The sequence below is a fragment of the Propionivibrio sp. genome (assembly GCF_047602565.1).
Lineage (GTDB): Bacteria > Pseudomonadota > Gammaproteobacteria > Burkholderiales > Rhodocyclaceae > Propionivibrio.
In genome coordinates, this window is the sequence record NZ_JASGGX010000001.1 from 347,986 (window position 1) to 364,705 (window position 16,720).

Here is a 16,720-nt window from a genome sequence, read left to right on the forward strand (position 1 = left end):
ACCCCATCCCCACCCCGGCCCTCCCCTTGAAGGGGAGGGAGTGTCTGATCCTGCGATTGTCTGCCTTCATTCCTTCGCTTTGAAATGTTGAGCCATCCTGTGCCTGCCCTGACCCAACGCCTCTCGCCCCGCGATCCCGATCCGCTGGCTTTCTCGCCGCCGCTCCTGCGCTTGACCGAAACGCCGCCCAATCCGCTGGGCCGCCAGGTGCTCTGGCTGCTCCTGTCCCTGCTCGCCGCGCTGCTCGTCTGGGCGCTCGTCGGGCAACTCGATATCGTCGCCGTGGCCGAGGGCAAGCTCATCCCGCAGAGCTACCTCAAGATCGTCCAGCCCGCCGAGTCGGGCATCGTCAAGGATATCCTGGTCAAGGAGGGCGACGCCGTGCGCGCCGGACAGGCGCTGCTGCGCATGGACCCCTTGATCGCCGACGCCGACGCCCAGGCGCTCGACGCCGAGTACCGCCGCAAGCGCCTGTCCCTGCGCCGCATCGATGCGGAGATCGCCAACCGGCCCTTCGCCGAAGAGGCCGGCGACCCGCCGGCGCTCTACCGCGAGATCGCCGCCCAGTACCGCGCCAACCGGGCGGCGCTGGAGGCGGCGCTGGCAGAGGAGCACAGCCGGCTGGTGCGCTACCGGCACGATCTCGCCTCGTCCGAGCAGGTGCGGGAGAAGCTCGAAGCCATCCTGCCGCATTACCGGGCGCAGGACGCGGCTTTCGAGAAACTGGCCAAGGACGGCTTCGCCGGCACGCTGATGGCCAGCGACAAGAAGCGCGAGCGCATCGAGCGGGAGCAGGAACTGCAAAATCAGGTGCACCTCGTCGCCTCCAACCGCGCCTACGTCACCCAGTCGGAGAAACGGCTAGCGCAGATCGATTCGGATTACCGCCGGCAGTTGCACGCGGAACGCAACGAACTGCACGGTCAGGCCGAGAAGCTGGCTCAGGAGATCGCCAAGCAGGCGCACCGGCAGGGCCTGCAGGAACTGAAGGCGCCGCAGGACAGCGTGGTCAAGGAGCTGGCGACGCACACCGCCGGCGCGGTGGTGCAGCCGGGCACAGTGCTGGTGACGCTGGTGCCGAAGGAGGAGACGCTGCGCGCCGAGGTGTGGGTGAGCAACGAGGACATCGGCTTCGTGCGGCCCGGCCAGCGCGTGAAGCTGAAGTTCGCCGCCTATCCGTTCCAGAAGTACGGCATGGCCGAGGGCACCGTGGAGCACGTCAGCGCGGATGCGGCGGACAATGCCGGCACCGGCGCGGCGTCCGGCGACAAGTCCGCCGGCGCGGCCGCGCCGCTGCGCTACAAGGCGCTGGTCACGCTCGCGCGCATGGAGCTGGAGATGGACGGCCGGCGCTTTCCGCTCTCCGCCGGCATGCAGGCCAACGCCGAAATCCTGCTCGGCACCCGCACCGTCATGGAGTACCTGCTCTCGCCCGTGCGCAAGGCGTGGCATGAGGCGGGACGGGAACGGTAGGACGGCGGATAGGGGAGCGGCCAAGCACCCCATCCCCACCCCAACCCAGCAGTGCTGGCTTTACACAGCCAGCCCGTTCGGACGGCGCAGAGCGGTGCTCTGCGAAACCCCGTCCTCACCCCCTTGAAGGGGAGGGAGTCGGCGGCGAAGCGCTTGTGCGAATGCCCAGGAGAAGGAACGCCCGCCGACGCTTCACTCGATCCGTTTGCGCTCCTCGTCCACCCGCACGGCTTCGCCCTCGATGATGTCCGCGTCGGTCGGGGCGTTGCGCGGGGGTTCGCCGGGGGGCGGGTCGAAGCCCTGGGCGCGCATCTGTTCCTGCATCGCCCGGCGCAGGGCGCGGGTTTTCCACCAGAAGTAACCCCAGAACGCCAGCGCGGCCAGCACGAGGCCGACGAAGACGACGGCGGAGAACATCAGTGCCACGCCGAAGGCGATCACCGCGCATACCCCGCCGACGATGCGGGCGGCGAGGCTTTGCGGCGGCCGGCCCGATGAATCGAAGTTAAAGTTGATAGGCATCATCCGCTCCCGTGCCTTCCATCGCCATGTCAACGGCCCGTTTGGACAGGTGCGAGGCGAACAGTTCAATGAATTCGTATTCGAAGCGGCGCAGGTAGGTGCCCCGGCGCAGCCCGATGCGCGTGGTGTTCAGCCCGAACAGCTGCGATACGTCGCGCGCCTGCAGCCCCTGGTCGCGCGCCGGGTCGTAGGCCATGCCGGCGATGATGCCGAGGCCGAGGCCGAGGCTGACGTAGGTCTTGATCACGTCGGCGTCGATGGCCGCCAGGACGATGTTCGGGACCAGTTCGGCCCGCTCGAACGCGCGGTTGATCAGCGACCGGCCGGCGAAGGCCGGATCGTAGGTGATCAGCGGCCAGCGCGCCAGCGAGGCGAGCGTGATGTCGCCCTCCTCCAGGATCGGATGCCCGTCCGGCGCGACGACGCTGTGCCCCCACTGGTAGCAGGGCAGCATCACCAACTGCGGGTACTGGTCGAGCGATTCGGTGGCGATGGCGATGTCCGCCTCGCCCTTGAGCGTCCATTCGGCGATCTGCGTGGGGTTGCCCTGGTGCATCGACAGGCGGACTTCCGGATGCCGCTCGATGAAGCGCTTGACCACGGTCGGCAAGGCGTAGCGCGCCTGGGTGTGGGTGGTGGCGATGATCAGGCTGCCGCTGTCGCCGCCCGCGTATTCCTCGCTGACCCGCTTGATGTTGGCGACTTCCTGCAGGATGCGCGCGGCGATGTCGAGCACGCGCCGGCCCGGTTCGGTGATCGCGGTGAGCCGCTTGCCGCTGCGTTCGAAGACGACGACGCCCAGCTCGTCCTCCAGCATCTTGATCTGCTTCGACACGCCGGGCTGGGAGGTGAACAGGGTCTCGGCGGCTTCCGAGACGTTGAGTCCGCTGCGCGCCACTTCGACCAGATAGCGCAACTGCTGTAGTTTCATTGCACAGTCCAAATAACATTAAGTTCTAATAACCTAACTTAATATTCTTTTTTGTTCAAGTCATACGCACTACCATGCGCGGATCGATTCATCCTGAGACACGGAACCGTCCACCATGTATCGCTACGACAGCATTGACCAGCAGCTCGTCAACGCGCGCGTCGCCCAGTATCGCGGCCAGATCGACCGCAATCTGGCCGGCACGCTTTCCGACGACGAACTGCGCCCGCTGCGCCTGCAAAACGGCCTGTACATCCAGCGCCACGGCCCGATGTTGCGCATCGCCATTCCCTACGGCCAGCTCGCCGCGGCGCAGTTGAGGAAGCTCGCCGACATTTCGCGCCGCTACGACAAGAGCTACGGCCATTTCACCACGCGCCAGAACATGCAGCTCAACTGGCCGAAGTTCGAGGAGACGCCGGCCATCCTGGGCGAGCTGGCGACCGTGCAGATGCACGCCATCCAGACCTCCGGCAACTGCATCCGCAACATCACCACCGACCAGTTCGCCGGCATCGCGCCCGACGAGCTGACCGACCCGCGCCCGTATTGCGAGATTCTGCGCCAGTGGTCGACCTTCCATCCGGAATTCGCCTTCCTGCCGCGCAAGTTCAAGATCGCGGTCAACGCCGCGGCCGAGGACCGTGCGGTGATCCGCGTGCACGACGTGGGCATCGAGGTGGTGCGCGGCGGCGGCGACGATGCGGACGAGATCGGCGTGCGCGTGTTTGCCGGCGGCGGGCTGGGACGCACGCCGATGACCGGCAAGCTGGTGCGCGACTTCCTGCCGCGCCGGCACCTGCTGACTTACCTGGATGCGCTATTGCGGGTCTACAACCGCTACGGCCGCCGCGACAACATCTACAAGGCGCGCATCAAGATCCTGGTCAACGCGCTCGGCGTCGAGGAATTCGCGCGCCAGGTCGAGGAGGAATGGAGCTTCATCAAGGACGGCCCGGAGACGCTGACCGACGCGGAGTTCGAGCGCGTCGCCGCGCATTTCGCGCCGCCGCCGTATGAATCGCTGCCGGCCGACGATGCGGGCTTTGCCGCCGCCGTGGCGGAGAACAAGGCCTTCGCCGCCTGGGTGAAGCGCAGCGTGCATGCGCACCGGGTGCCCGGCTACGCCGCCGCGACGCTGTCGCTGAAGGCGACGGGCCAGGCGCCGGGCGACATCACGTCCGACCAGATGGAGGCCGTTGCCGGGCTCGCCGAGCGTTTCAGCTTTGGCGAACTGCGCGTCACGCACGAGCAGAACGTGGTACTCGCCGACGTGCGCCGGCAGGACCTGTTCGAGGTGTGGAGCATCGCCCGCACGCACGGCCTCGCCACCGCCAACGTCGGCCTGCTGACCGACATGATCTGCTGCCCCGGCGGCGATCTCTGCGCGCTGGCCAACGCCCGCTCGGTGCCGATCTCACTGGCCGTGCAGGAGCGCTTCGACGACCTCGACTACCTGCACGACCTCGGCGAAATCTCGCTGAACATTTCCGGCTGCATGAATTCCTGCGGCCACCACCACGTCGCCAACATCGGCATCCTCGGCGTCGACAAGAACGACGAGGAGTGGTACCAGATCACGGTCGGCGGCCAGCAGGGCAACGATGCGACGATCGGCAAGGTGATCGGCCCGTCGTTCGCGGCCGAGGAAGTGGCGGACGTGATTTCCGCGCTGATCGCCGTCTACGTCGACAACCGGACCGAGGACGAGCGCTTCATCGACACCTTCTGGCGCATCGGCATCGAGCCGTTCAAGGAGCGCGCCTACGCCGGCCGCGACCGCCGCAAGACCGCCACCGCCGACGCAGGAGCCGCCCATGCCTAAGATCATCAAGAACGACCGGATCGTCAACGACGCCTGGCAGGTGCTCAAGCTGGCCGAGGGCGAAACGCCCGCGTCGGTCGCCCTGCCCTCCGGCGCCGAAGTGCTGGTGCCGCTGTCCGTCTGGCAGGCGCGCCGGGAGGAAATCCTGGCGCGCGGCGTGCCGGCCGGCGTCTGGCTCGACGCCGGCGAAGGGCCGGAGGCGATCGCCGCCGACCTCGATCATTTCGCCGTCATCGCCGTCAACTTCCCGAAATTCGCCGACGGGCGCGGCTACTCGACGGCCCGCCTGCTGCGCGAACGCTACGGCTACGTGGGCGAAGTGCGCGCCATCGGCGACGTGCTGCGCGACCAGCTGTTCTTCATGCGGCGCGTCGGTTTCGACGCCTACGCCGTGCGCGCCGACAAGGACATCGAGGAGGCGCTGGCCGGCTTCGGCGATTTCCCCGAAGCGTACCAGGCCGCCGCCGACCAGCCGCTGCCGCTGTTCCGGCGGCGCTCCGCCTGAGGGACGGCCGCATGCATCCGATCCGCGACCCCGACCTCGGCGACGCCGCGTTGCTGGCAGCGCTGGCGCAAAAGACCGCAGCGGCCGCCGCACTGCTGCGCAGCATCGCCGCCGACTACCGGCCGGCCGCGCTGGCCAACAGCCTGAGCGCCGAGGACATGGTGCTCACCGACCTGATCGCGCGGGAAAAGCTCGACATCGGGAACTTCTCGCTCGACACCGGCCGCCTGCCGCCCGAGACCTACGACCTGATGGCCGAGATCCGCACGCACTACGGACTGGCGCTGACCGTGTATTACCCGCGCCACGAGGCGGTCGAGGCCTACGTGCGCGAGCACGGCATCAACGCCTTCTACGAGTCGGTCGAGCTGCGCAAGGCCTGCTGCCACGCGCGCAAGGTCGAACCGCTGCAGCGCGCGCTGGCCGGGAAGAAGGCCTGGATCACCGGCATGCGCGCGCAGCAGTCGGCGACGCGCCAGGGCCTGCCGGCGCAGGCGTACGACGAGGCCAACGGCCTGGAAAAGTTCAACCCGCTCGCCGACTGGACGGAGCGCGAGGTGTGGGCCTACATCCGGCTCAACGGCGTGCCCTACAACGCGCTGCACGACCGGCATTACGCCAGCATCGGCTGCGCGCCGTGCACGCGCGCCATCACCGTCGGCGAGGACGTGCGCGCCGGCCGCTGGTGGTGGGAGGACGCCGACACCAAGGAATGCGGACTGCATGTGAAGAAAAGCACACCCCTGAAAGCCCACGTATGACCACGCTGACCAAACAAACGCTGACCCACCTCGACTGGCTCGAATCCGAGGCCATCCACATCATGCGCGAAGTGGCCGGCCAGTGCGCCAACCCGGTGCTGCTGTTCTCCGGCGGCAAGGATTCGATCTGCATGCTGCGCATCGCCGAAAAGGCCTTCCGGCCCGGCCGCTTTCCCTTTCCGCTGATGCACATCGATACCGGCCACAACTACAGGGAAGTGACCGACTACCGCGACAGGCGTGCCGCCGAGCTCGGCGAGCGGCTGATCGTGCGCTCGGTCGAGGATTCGATGCGGCGCGGCACGGTGGTGCTGAAATCGCCGGACGAGTCGCGCAACAAGCACCAGTCGGTGACGCTGCTCGAAGCGATCGAGGAATTCGGCTTCGACGCCTGCATCGGCGGCGCGCGGCGCGACGAGGAAAAGGCACGCGCCAAGGAGCGCATCTTCTCCTTTCGCGACGAGTTCGGCCAGTGGGACCCGAAGAACCAGCGTCCCGAGCTGTGGGACCTGTACAACGCGCGCGCTTTCAAGGGCGAGAACATCCGCGTCTTCCCGATTTCCAACTGGACCGAGTTCGACGTGTGGCAGTACATCGAGCGCGAAAGCCTCGAACTGCCGTCGATCTACTACGCGCACGTCCGGCCGGTGGTGCGCAGGAACGGCGGCCTGCTGCCGGTGACGGACATCACTCCGGCGCGGCCGGAGGACACGGTGGAACATCTCAAGGTGCGCTTCCGCACGGTCGGCGACATCACCTGCACGGCGCCGGTCGAATCCGACGCCGACACGGTCGCCAGGATCATCGCCGAGACCGCCGAGACGACGATCACCGAACGCGGCGCCACGCGCCTCGACGACCAGACTTCGGAAGCGTCGATGGAGCAGCGCAAGAAGGAAGGCTATTTCTGAAAACGGAATCCCCCATGAACGCACCGGAAAAACTCCCGCAACTCACCGATCACGGCCTGCTGCGCTTCCTCACCTGCGGCAGCGTGGACGACGGCAAGAGCACGCTGATCGGCCGCCTGCTCTACGACACCAAGGCGATCCTGGTCAACACGCTGCACGCCATCGAGCGCACCTCTAAGAAGCGCGGCATGGAGGCCATCGACCTCTCGCTGCTGACCGACGGGCTGCAGGCCGAGCGCGAACAGGGCATCACCATCGACGTGGCCTACCGCTACTTCACCACCGGCACGCGCAAGTACATCATCGCCGACGCGCCGGGGCACGAGCAGTACACGCGCAACATGGTCACCGCCGCGTTGACCGCCGATCTCGCCGTCATTCTGATCGACGCGCGCAAGGGCGTGCTGACGCAGACGCGCCGGCATTCGTATCTCGCGCATCTGGTCGGCATCCCGCACCTGGTGGTGGCGGTCAACAAGATGGACCTGGTGGACTACGCGCAGGAGGTGTTCGACCGGATCGTCGCGGATTACCGCGATTTCGCGGCCCAGCTCGGCATCGAGGACGTGCGCTTCGTGCCGATGTCCGCGCTGGCCGGCGACATGGTCGTCGAGCGCGGCGACCGGCTCGGCTGGTACCGGGGGCCGACGCTGCTCGCGCTGCTCGAAACCGCCCAAGCCTCGCACGCCGAGCGCACCGAGAACTTCCGCTTCCCGGTGCAATACGTCTGCCGCCCGCAGGATTCGGCCAACCCGGAACTGCACGATTACCGCGGCTTCATGGGGCGCGTGGAATCCGGGAGCATCGCGGTCGGCGACGCCGTGACCGTGCTGCCGTCGGGCCGCGCATCGCGCGTCAAGGACATCCAGGTATTGGGCCGGTCGCTGCTCTCGGCCTTCGCCGAACAGTCGGTCGCCCTGTTGCTCGAAGACGAGATCGACGTCTCGCGCGGCGACATGATCGTGCGCACCGGCGAGCAGCCGGACGCGGTGCGGCAGATCGGCGCCATGCTCTGCTGGCTCTCGGAAACGCCGCTCGACCCGCGCCGCAAGTACCTCGTGCGCCACACCACGCGCGACAGCAAGGCGCTGGTCGCCGGCATCGATTTCTGCATGGACGTCAACACCATGGAACGCCGGCCGGCGGAGGCGCTGGCGATGAATGACATCGCCAAGGTCAGCCTGAAGCTGGCGCAGCCGATCTTTCCGGATGCCTATGCGCGGAACCGCAGCACGGGGGCATTCATCGTCATCGACGAATCGACCAACAACACGGTCGGTGCGGGGATGATTCTCTGAACGAGAATTCCCCAAAGACCATGCAAGTGCTTCCCCTCCCCTTCAAGGGGGTGAGGACGGGGTTTCGCAGAGCATAGCTCTGCGCCGTCCGGACGGGCTGGCTGTGCAAAGCCAGCACTGAACCGGGCCAGGGTGAGGATGGGGTAAAAGTTGCGCGTAAAGTTTGCGCATTACCTCTTCCCGCCAAACCCCATCCCCCTCCCAGCCTCCCCCTTGAAGGGGGAGGAGTTGCGGCGCCTGGCACTGCCGGGCGTCTGTCGTTTACGCGCCGCGTCGCCTGCGCGCGACGCGACAGGAAAAAAATGCCGATGCCCGTGCCCGCGAAGACACATGACATGCGGGACTTATCTCTTTCCATCCGTGGCTCGACTGAACCGCAGAGAGATGGAATTCACGAAAAAAGCAGACTTCACCCCGCCTGGAGCACCCGCGAAAAACAGCATTCAACTAGCTGATTTTTCCAACTTTTTTCTTTCGAGGAAACGACCATTTCCCGCTCGGCATGTTGACGACCGCCCGCATCGCATGCCATGACACCGAACTTTTCCCGCCACGCGCCCGGCCGTTCGTTAATTGTTTTTTATAGTTTGACGTAAATAAATGGGCGTCGCTATTCAGCGACACGGCAAGCCCTTGTTTCTACTTGATTTAAATAATTCCGTAATCATCCTGTCGCCGGATGGCGACGGAATGGAGCCGGTTTGGCGCAAAACCCCCCGCTCCGCCGCGCACTGCTTCAGTGCAGGCATCTCTTATCCCATTGTTTTTTCTAGCCTGTATGCCAACGGGCACGGAGCTTGCCAACGGTTGGGAGGACCGAGCGGCCGCGAGGCCATGCTTTTGACCGAATTTCAGCGCCTTGACCCGAGCATGTCGTCAGAAAACACACTAGCCCTGTCGCCTCCGGGCATCTCCCTCCCCCCGACGCTGGAAACCCCGGCGCGGAACAGCTTCCTGCAAGCCATCGAAATGATTCTCGAACCGGCCATGCAGGCGCTGTCGCTGTGCCTGGCCGGCCTGTACTTCGAGCACCGGCTGCCGCAGCCCTACCTCATCCTGGCGGCGCTGACCTTCGCCGCGTCATTCCCCGGGCGCTCGCGGCTGCAGTTTCCGCGCACCAAAATGGTCCTCGACATCGTCTTCGGCTGGCTGGTCATCGCCGGCCTGCTGGCGCTGCTCGGCGCGGCCACCCATTCGTTCGAGTACTTTTCCAGCCGCGCGCTGGCCGTCTGGCTGGTCGCCGCGCCGCTCTGCTCGATCGGCGCGCAGCTGGCGCTGCGCACCTGCGCGCCGGTGCTGGTCCGCATCCAGTCCCGCGCGCAGCGCGCCATCATCGTCGGCATGAACCCGCAGGGACTCGAACTGGCGCGGCGCATCGGCGGCGCCGGCTACGCGCACATCGCGTTGACCGGGTTCTTCGACGACCGCTCGGCCGAACGGCTGGGCGCCACCGGCCAGCACCCGCTGCTCGGCAACCTCAAGGACCTGCCCGCCTTCGTCAAGGAGCACCGCATCGAGCTCATCTACCTGTCGATGCCGATGACCTCGCACCCGCGCATCCGCGAGGTGCTCGACGAACTCAAGGACACCACGGCGTCGATCTATTTCGTGCCCGACATGTTCGTCACCGATGTGATCCAGGGACACCCGGACGAGATCTGCGGCATGCCGGTGATCTCCGTGTGCGAGACGCCGTTCCGCGGCCGCAACGCGATGATCAAGTGGCTCAGCGACAAGCTGCTGGCCAGCGTGATCCTGGTCCTGATCTCGCCGCTGCTGCTGGTCATCGCGCTGGCGATCAAGCTCGGCTCGCCGGGGCCGGTCATTTTCAAGCAGCGCCGCTACGGCCTCAACGGCGAGGAAATCCTGGTCTACAAGTTCCGTTCGATGACCGTCTGCGAGGATGGCGGCATCATCCGCCAGGCCAGCAAGAACGACGCGCGCATCACCCGGCTCGGCGCCTTCCTGCGCAAGACCTCGCTCGACGAACTGCCGCAGTTCATCAACGTCCTGCAGGGGCGCATGAGCATCGTCGGGCCGCGCCCGCACGCGGTGGCGCACAACGAGCTGTACCGCAGCCTGATCCGCGGCTACATGCTGCGCCACAAGGTCAAGCCGGGCATCACCGGCTGGGCGCAGGTCAACGGCTATCGCGGCGAGACCAACACGCTCGACAAGATGCAGGCGCGCGTCGATTACGACATCGACTACCTGCGCAACTGGTCGCTTCTGCTCGATCTGAAAATCATCCTGCGCACCGTGCTGGTCGTGTTCCGCGACCAGGCGGCGTACTGAAGACGCACATCGCCTTCCGGCGGGAAAGACAGCGGCCCCGATTGATCCGAACGATCCATAGAGACGACGACACGCGAGAGCGCGGCGCACGGAGCCGGGCGGCCCGGCGCCGCCCGCTCGGGCGTGCCGCGCTCGTCCCGCGCCTGAGCCGAATCATGCTTGCCACGACCCTGGCCGCCGCCACGGCGGCGCTCCACGCCCAGACCCCCGACGACGGCGATCCCTTCGACCTGATCGCCGGCTATTCGGTGCGGCACGAGAGCAACCTGTTCCGGCTGGCCGACGGCGCCGACCCGCAGGCCGCGCTCGGCAGCTCGTCGAAGTCCGACCTGATCGGCATCGCCACGCTGGGCATCAAGGTGAACAAGCCCTACTCGCTGCAACGCTTCGAACTGGACGCCTCGCTGGTCAACTACCGCTACCGCGACTTCGATTATCTCGACTTCACCGCCCGCAACTACGCGGCGGCCTGGCGCTGGCAGCTGACGCCGGCGCTGCGCGGCAACCTGACCAGCACGCGCACCGAGGCGCTCAACAGTTTCAGCGACTACACCAACTACGGCGTGCGCAACGTGCGCACCGACGAGCAGCACCGCCTCGACGCGGTGTTCGACGTGGACGGCGCGTGGCGGCTGCTGGGCGGCGTCGCGCGCACCGAGCGCCGCAACAGCGAGACCTTCTTCGAGGAATCCGACAACCGGTTGGATACCGTCGAGGCCGGCGTGCGCCGCGACTTCCTTTCCGGCAGCTCGGTGAGCCTGATCGCCCGGCACGGGCGCGGCGAATATTTCAACCGCCCCGACCTCTCGTCGGTCTACCAGCTCGACGACGGCTTCACCCAGCGCGAGCAGGAGCTCCGCGCGGGCTGGACGGTCAGCGCCAAGACCACGCTGCAGGGGCGCCTGGTGCACGTCGCGCGCGAGCACGAGCATTTCCCGGACCGCGACTATTCCGGCATGGTCGGCAACCTCTCCGTCGCCCTGCGCGCCACCGACAAGCTCACGTTCACCGGCAACGCCGGCCGCGAACTCGGCGCGTACCAGTCCGACGCCAGCAGCTACGCGACCACGCAGCGCGTCGCGCTCGGCGCGGCCTGGAAGATCGGCGCGAAGACCACGCTGCGCGGCCAGTTCGACCGGGGGCGGCGCGACTTTCGCGGCGCGCTCGCCGAGGTGCCCGACAGCGGCCGCGTGGACCAGTTGCGCAACGCCCGGCTGGCGGTCGAATGGCAGCCTTCCCGCAGCATGCTGCTCACCGCCGCGCTGGAAAAGGAAAAGCGCGACTCGAACCGGGCCGCCTACGACTTCGACAATTCCACGGCCACCGTCTCGGCCCAGTTCTCCTTCTGACCGCCCACCACGATGCACGCCATGAACGACTCGACCGCTTTCTCCCCTTTCCGCCATTTCCTCCCGGCCGGCGCGGTTTGCCTGCGCCGCGCGCTGGCCGTTTTTTTCTTCGCGCTGGCCTGCCTGTCCGGCGGCGCCGCCACGGCGGCCGAACCGCCGAACCGGCAGGACTACCTGCTCGGCGAGGGCGACGCCATCCGCATCCAGGTCTTCCAGAATCCCGACCTGGCGCTGGAAACCCGCGTCTCGGAGACGGGCTCGATCACCTACCCGCTGATCGGCGCCATCCGGGTCGGCGGGCTGTCGATCGCCGCCGCCGAACAGGCCATCGCGCGCGCGCTCAAGGACGGCGGCTTCGTGCAGCAGCCGCAGGTGAACATCGTGCTGGTGCAGATCCGCGGCAACCAGGTCAGCGTGCTCGGCCAGGTCAACCGGCCCGGCCGCTTCCCGCTGGAGACCTTCAACCTGCGGGTCAGCGACATGCTGGCGGCGGCCGGCGGCACCACGCCGACCGGCGACGACGTGGCCATCGTCAGCGGCGTGCGCGACGGCAAGCCGTTCCGCAAGGAGATCGACATCCCGGACCTGTACATCGGCGCGCACCCGGAAAACGACATCGTGCTGGCCGGCGGCGACACCATCTACGTGCATCGCGCCCCGGTCTTCTACATCTACGGCGAGGCGCAGCGCCCCGGCGCCTACCGCATCGAGCGCGGCATGACCGTGATGCAGGCCCTCGCCCAGGGCGGCGGCCCGACCGCGCGCGGCAGCGAGAGCCGGCTGCGCCTGCACCGCAAGACCGCCTCCGGGGCCGTGCAGCAGCTGACCCCGGAAATGAACGAACCCGTGCGGCCGGACGACGTGATCTACGTCCGCGAAAGCCTTTTCTGAGGAGGCCCCCATGACGCTCCACCAGATCCTGCTCGTCCTGCGCGTCCGCTGGCGGACGGTGCTGTACACCGCGGCGCTGGCCGCCTGCGCGGCGCTGGCCGTCAGCCTGGTCATGCCCAAGCAGTACACCGCCGGCACCGCGGTGGTGATCGACGTCAAGTCGCCCGACCCGATCGCCGGGCTGGTGCTGCCCGGCATGATCTCGCCGGGCTACATGGCCACCCAGGTGGACATCATCAACAGCGACCGCGTGGCCCGGCGCGTCGTCGAGCGCCTGCGCCTCGACGCGGACCCGGAACTCGTCGAGCAGTGGCGCGAGGCCACGCAGGGCCAGGGCGACCTCGCCGCCTGGCTGGCCGGGCGGCTGCAGACCAAGCTCGACGTCAAGCCCTCGCGCGAGAGCAACGTCATCAACATCGTGTTCAAGGCGCCCCGCGCCGACGAGGCGGCACGCATCGTCAACGCCTTCGCGCAGGCCTTCATCGACGTCAACCTGGACCTCAAGGTCGAGCCCGCCCGCCAGAACGCCGCCTGGTTCGAGGAGCAGACCCGCGCCCTGCGCGACCGGCTGGACGCGGCGCAGCAGGCGCTGTCCGCCTACCGCCAGAAGGCCGGCATCGTCGTCTCGGAGGAGACGCTGGACTTCGAGACGACCCGGCTCAACGAACTGTCGTCGCAGCTGGCGCTGGTGCAGACGCAGAACGCCGAAAGCCGGGGCAAGAGCCGCGCGGCCGGCGGCGCCCTGGCCGAGGTGCTGCAGAACCCGCTGGTCAACAGCCTCAAGGCCGACGTCGCGCGGCTCGAATCGAAACTGCAGGAGAGCAACGTCAATCTCGGCCGCAACCACCCGCAGACGCAGCGCGCCGAGTCGGAACTGGCGGCGCTGAAGGCGCGCCTGGACAGCGAGACGCGCAAGATCTCGGCCAGCGTCGACACCGCCTACCGCATCGGCCAGCAGAAGGAAAAGGACCTGGCCGCCGCCATCGAGGCGCAGAAGCAGCGCGTGCTCGGCCTCAACCGCCAGCGCGACGAGGTGAGCATCCTCACCCGCGACGTCGAATCGGCGCAGCGCGCCTTCGAAGGCGCCAGCCAGCGTTCGGCGCAGACGCGCCTGGAAAGCCTGTCGGTGCAGACCAACGCGGTGATCCTCAACCCGGCCGCCGTGCCGGTCGATCCCTCGCGTCCGAAGATTCCGCTCAACGTGCTCGTCGCGCTGGTGCTGGGCACCCTGCTCGGCACCTCGTTCGCCCTGCTGCTGGAATTCCTCGACCGCCGCGTGCGCGCCGCAAGCGACCTGGCGCTGGCCGACGGCGTGCCGCTGCTGGCGGCCATCGACCACCTGGCGGACGTGCCGGCGCGGCCGGTCCGCCGGCGGCGCTCCTTCTTCAAGCGGCTTTCGCTCGACCCGGTCCGGAGCACCCCATGAACCGCATGCACAGCCCCTCCCTGCCGGCCTTCGGGGAAACGCCGTCCGACCGCTCGATCGGCGCCATCCTGATCGACGCCGGCCGCCTCTCGCCGGCCGACGCGGAAAGCATCCTGCGCTTCCAGAAGCAGCACGGCGGCCGCTTCGGCGACGCCGCCGTCGAGCTCGGCCTGCTCAGCCGCGAGGACATCCGTTTCGCGCTCGCCCGCCAGTTCGACTACCCGTGCCTGACCGCCGGCGACCCAGATTCGGGCCGCGACCCCCGGCCCGACGGCAGCCTGGTCGCCGCGTACCGCCCCGACGTGCGCATCGTCGAGCAGCTGCGCGGACTGCGCAGCCAGCTCATGCTGCGCTGGTTCGAGGCGGCGCGCGCCGGCAAGGCGCTGGCCGTGGTCGGCGCCAGCCGGCGGGAAGGCCGCAGCTTCATCGCCGCCAACCTGGCCGTGGTCTTTTCCCAGCTCGGCGAGCGCACGCTGCTGATCGACGCCGACCTGCGTTCCCCGGCGCAGCACCGGCTGTTCCGGCTCGACGGCCGCGCCGGCCTGTCCGAACTGCTGTCCGGCCGCGCCGGCGCCGAGGCCATGGTGCGCATCCCCGGCCTGCGCGCCCTGTCGGTCCTGCCGGCCGGGGCCCTGCCGCCGAATCCGCAGGAACTGCTCGGCCGCCCGGCCTTCGGCGAACTGCTGCAGGCGGCCTGCCGCGACTACGACGTGGTGCTGCTCGACACGCCGGCGGCCGGCGAGTACGCCGACGCGCTGACCCTGGCCGCGCGTGCCGGCGGCGCGCTGCTGGTGGCCCGCCAGGATCACGCCTCGCTGCCCGCCTTCGCCTCCCTGGCCGCCGGCCTGGGCAGGACCTGCACCGTGGTCGGCTCGGTGCTGAACGACGTGCGCCGCTGAATCCTGCCGCCAAGCCCGTTTCTCCCGCCAATGCCCGAGGACAACAATGAAAAGACTCCTGCTCCCGCTGCTGGTCTCGCTGGTGCCGCTCAACGCCCTGCGGGTGACGCTCTACCGCCTGCTCTTCGGCTACCGCATCGGCACCGGCGTGCGCATCGGCTTCGGCACGGTGATCGGCGTGGAATCGCTGGAAATCGGCGACGGCGCGGCGATCGGCCCGCTCAACGTGTTCAAGGGGCCGATCCAGGTGCGCATCGGCGCGCGGGCGCGGATCGGGCGCCTCAACCAGTTCTTCTGCTCGTGGCACATCGTCTCGGACAAGTTCGCCGCGCGCGGCTACACGCCGGTCCTCGAACTGGGCGAGCGGTCGCTGGTGCTCAACTCGCACTTCTTCGACGTCTACGGCCGCGTCGAGATCGGCAACGACAGTTGGATCGCCGGCAACGGCAGCCAGTTCTGGACCCACGGCCTGTCGGTGATGGACCGCGACATCATCATCGGCGAGAAGAACTACATCGGCTCGGCCGTGCGCTTCGCGCCGGGCACCTCGATCGGCCACCGCAACATCGTCGCGCTCGGCACCGTCGTGCTCGGCCGCGTCGAGGCCAGCGATTCGCTCATTTCCGGCTTCCCGGCCAAGGCCGTCCGCTCGATCGCCGAGGACGTGCAGGCCGGGCGCTACCGTTTCAGCTTCGAGGACTGGTGAGCCGCATGCGAGAGAACGCAGGAATCCAAGAGGCACGGCTCGTCTCGGTGTGCATCGCCAGCATCGGCCGGCCGTCGCTGCGCGACACCGTCGACGCGGCGCTGGCCTGCGCGCTGCCGCCGGGCTTCGCGCGCGAAATCGTGATCGCCGACGACAGCCGGACGGACGCAGTGGCCGCCGCGCTCGGCGGCCTGATCGGCCGGGACGGCGTGCGCGTGGTCGCCAGCGGCGCGCGCAACATCTCGCTGGCGCGCAACCGGGCGATGGCCCACGCCGCCGGGGAATACCTGGTGTTCGTCGACGACGACGAGGTACCGGCCCCGGACTGGCTGGAGCAGCTCGTCCGGCAGGCCGAGGAAAGCGGCGCGGACGGCGTGCAGGGCCGGGTGATCGGCGTCTATCCCCGGCACGCGCCGGCCTGGGCGAAAAAGCTGCGTCCCTACGACAAGACCTACGGCGCCGCCGGACAGGCCATCCGGGTCGGCTCGACCTGCAACCTGCTGCTGCGCCGCGCGGCGCTCACGGCACGCGGGCTCGAATTCGATCCGGCGCTCGGCCGCAGCGGCGGCGAGGACACCGACCTGTGCTTCCGCCTCACCGCCAGCGGCGGCCGGATCGTCTGCTCGGCCACAGCGATCGTGTACGAGCACGTTCCGACCGAACGGCTGGAGCGCCGCCACCTGCTGCGCCGCTACGCGCGCGGCGGCCACAGCTACGCCTCGACCGTGCTGGCGCACGCCGGGGCGCCGCGCCGGGCGCTGGAGATCGCCAAGGCCGCCGCGCTCGCCGCCGCCTTCTCGGTGCTGGCCGCCGCCGCGTGGGCGGTGGTGCCGGCGGCGTCGATGCGCTTCGCCCTGCGCACCTCGGGCAACGTCGGCAAGCTGCTGTTCTTCGTCGGCCGGCCGGCCTGGAACCTCTACTGAACCCA

The 16,720-nt window shown here is 68.2% G+C and carries 15 protein-coding genes; 13 read left to right on the forward strand and 2 right to left on the reverse strand.

The window, feature by feature from the left end:
* Positions 1-99: 99 nt before the first annotated feature.
* Complete coding sequence (locus tag QM701_RS01545) at positions 100-1,473, forward strand: HlyD family type I secretion periplasmic adaptor subunit (protein ID WP_415165351.1); 1,374 nt, start codon at positions 100-102, stop codon at positions 1,471-1,473.
* 192 nt (positions 1,474-1,665) lie between these two features.
* On the opposite strand, the gene QM701_RS01550 is transcribed toward QM701_RS01545, so the two are convergent.
* Both QM701_RS01550 and cysB read right to left on the reverse strand, forming a co-directional pair.
* Positions 1,666-1,995, reverse strand: coding sequence for a hypothetical protein (locus QM701_RS01550; RefSeq protein ID WP_415165352.1), 330 nt, complete (start codon positions 1,993-1,995; stop codon positions 1,666-1,668).
* A complete protein-coding gene (gene cysB, locus QM701_RS01555) occupies positions 1,979-2,926 on the reverse strand; it encodes an HTH-type transcriptional regulator CysB (RefSeq protein WP_415165353.1) in 948 nt (315 codons plus the stop codon). Before cysB ends, QM701_RS01550 begins: the two co-directional genes overlap by 17 nt.
* A gap of 115 nt (positions 2,927-3,041) precedes the next feature.
* Between cysB and QM701_RS01560 the strand changes: the two genes are divergently transcribed.
* The 12 genes from QM701_RS01560 to QM701_RS01615 all read left to right on the forward strand — a co-directional run bounded on the left by QM701_RS01560 (position 3,042) and on the right by QM701_RS01615 (position 16,715).
* Complete coding sequence (locus tag QM701_RS01560) at positions 3,042-4,751, forward strand: nitrite/sulfite reductase (protein ID WP_415165354.1); 1,710 nt, start codon at positions 3,042-3,044, stop codon at positions 4,749-4,751.
* Positions 4,744-5,256: a DUF934 domain-containing protein gene (locus QM701_RS01565; RefSeq protein WP_415165355.1), complete on the forward strand. Its 513-nt coding sequence runs from the start codon at positions 4,744-4,746 to the stop codon at positions 5,254-5,256. Before QM701_RS01560 ends, QM701_RS01565 begins: the two co-directional genes overlap by 8 nt.
* A gap of 11 nt (positions 5,257-5,267) precedes the next feature.
* On the forward strand, positions 5,268-6,017 hold the full coding sequence (locus QM701_RS01570) for a phosphoadenylyl-sulfate reductase (protein ID WP_415165356.1): 750 nt from the start codon (positions 5,268-5,270) through the stop codon (positions 6,015-6,017).
* Positions 6,014-6,928 carry a sulfate adenylyltransferase subunit CysD gene (gene cysD / locus QM701_RS01575; protein WP_415165357.1) on the forward strand — a complete coding sequence of 305 codons (915 nt, stop codon included), beginning with the start codon at positions 6,014-6,016 and terminating at the stop codon, positions 6,926-6,928. Before QM701_RS01570 ends, cysD begins: the two co-directional genes overlap by 4 nt.
* 14 nt (positions 6,929-6,942) lie before the next feature.
* The gene (locus QM701_RS01580; protein ID WP_415165358.1) at positions 6,943-8,226 is read left to right on the forward strand and encodes a sulfate adenylyltransferase subunit 1; all 1,284 of its coding nucleotides are present in this window, start codon (positions 6,943-6,945) and stop codon (positions 8,224-8,226) included.
* An 870-nt stretch (positions 8,227-9,096) separates the two neighbouring features.
* Positions 9,097-10,521, forward strand: coding sequence for an undecaprenyl-phosphate glucose phosphotransferase (locus QM701_RS01585; RefSeq protein WP_415165359.1), 1,425 nt, complete (start codon positions 9,097-9,099; stop codon positions 10,519-10,521).
* Between the two features lie 155 nt (positions 10,522-10,676).
* Complete coding sequence (gene epsL, locus QM701_RS01590; protein ID WP_415165360.1) at positions 10,677-11,870, forward strand: XrtB/PEP-CTERM-associated polysaccharide biosynthesis outer membrane protein EpsL; 1,194 nt, start codon at positions 10,677-10,679, stop codon at positions 11,868-11,870.
* Positions 11,871-11,891: 21 nt separating this feature from the next.
* The gene (gene epsE / locus QM701_RS01595) at positions 11,892-12,761 is read left to right on the forward strand and encodes a polysaccharide export protein EpsE (protein ID WP_415165361.1); all 870 of its coding nucleotides are present in this window, start codon (positions 11,892-11,894) and stop codon (positions 12,759-12,761) included.
* A 10-nt stretch (positions 12,762-12,771) separates the two neighbouring features.
* A complete protein-coding gene (gene epsF / locus QM701_RS01600; RefSeq protein WP_415165362.1) occupies positions 12,772-14,187 on the forward strand; it encodes a chain length determinant protein EpsF in 1,416 nt (471 codons plus the stop codon).
* Complete coding sequence (gene epsG / locus QM701_RS01605) at positions 14,184-15,086, forward strand: chain length determinant protein tyrosine kinase EpsG (RefSeq protein WP_415165363.1); 903 nt, start codon at positions 14,184-14,186, stop codon at positions 15,084-15,086. Before epsF ends, epsG begins: the two co-directional genes overlap by 4 nt.
* Positions 15,087-15,132: 46 nt before the next feature.
* The gene (locus QM701_RS01610) at positions 15,133-15,792 is read left to right on the forward strand and encodes an acyltransferase (protein ID WP_415165364.1); all 660 of its coding nucleotides are present in this window, start codon (positions 15,133-15,135) and stop codon (positions 15,790-15,792) included.
* Positions 15,793-15,797: 5 nt separating this feature from the next.
* Positions 15,798-16,715, forward strand: a complete 918-nt coding sequence (locus QM701_RS01615; RefSeq protein ID WP_415165365.1) for a glycosyltransferase family 2 protein — start codon at positions 15,798-15,800, stop codon at positions 16,713-16,715.
* Positions 16,716-16,720 lie beyond the last annotated feature (5 nt).

Bases quoted from the DNA above. Each gene is read 5' to 3' on its own strand.
- QM701_RS01550 (WP_415165352.1), bottom strand. From the start codon at position 1,995: ATGCCTATCAACTTTAACTTCGATTCATCGGGCCGGCCGCCGCAAAGC.
- cysB (WP_415165353.1), bottom strand. From the start codon at position 2,926: ATGAAACTACAGCAGTTGCGCTATCTGGTCGAAGTGGCGCGCAGCGGA.
- QM701_RS01560 (WP_415165354.1), top strand. From the start codon at position 3,042: ATGTATCGCTACGACAGCATTGACCAGCAGCTCGTCAACGCGCGCGTC.
- QM701_RS01565 (WP_415165355.1), top strand. From the start codon at position 4,744: ATGCCTAAGATCATCAAGAACGACCGGATCGTCAACGACGCCTGGCAG.
- QM701_RS01570 (WP_415165356.1), top strand. From the start codon at position 5,268: ATGCATCCGATCCGCGACCCCGACCTCGGCGACGCCGCGTTGCTGGCA.
- cysD (WP_415165357.1), top strand. From the start codon at position 6,014: ATGACCACGCTGACCAAACAAACGCTGACCCACCTCGACTGGCTCGAA.
- QM701_RS01580 (WP_415165358.1), top strand. From the start codon at position 6,943: ATGAACGCACCGGAAAAACTCCCGCAACTCACCGATCACGGCCTGCTG.
- QM701_RS01585 (WP_415165359.1), top strand. From the start codon at position 9,097: ATGTCGTCAGAAAACACACTAGCCCTGTCGCCTCCGGGCATCTCCCTC.
- epsL (WP_415165360.1), top strand. From the start codon at position 10,677: ATGCTTGCCACGACCCTGGCCGCCGCCACGGCGGCGCTCCACGCCCAG.
- epsE (WP_415165361.1), top strand. From the start codon at position 11,892: ATGAACGACTCGACCGCTTTCTCCCCTTTCCGCCATTTCCTCCCGGCC.
- epsF (WP_415165362.1), top strand. From the start codon at position 12,772: ATGACGCTCCACCAGATCCTGCTCGTCCTGCGCGTCCGCTGGCGGACG.
- epsG (WP_415165363.1), top strand. From the start codon at position 14,184: ATGAACCGCATGCACAGCCCCTCCCTGCCGGCCTTCGGGGAAACGCCG.
- QM701_RS01610 (WP_415165364.1), top strand. From the start codon at position 15,133: ATGAAAAGACTCCTGCTCCCGCTGCTGGTCTCGCTGGTGCCGCTCAAC.
- QM701_RS01615 (WP_415165365.1), top strand. From the start codon at position 15,798: ATGCGAGAGAACGCAGGAATCCAAGAGGCACGGCTCGTCTCGGTGTGC.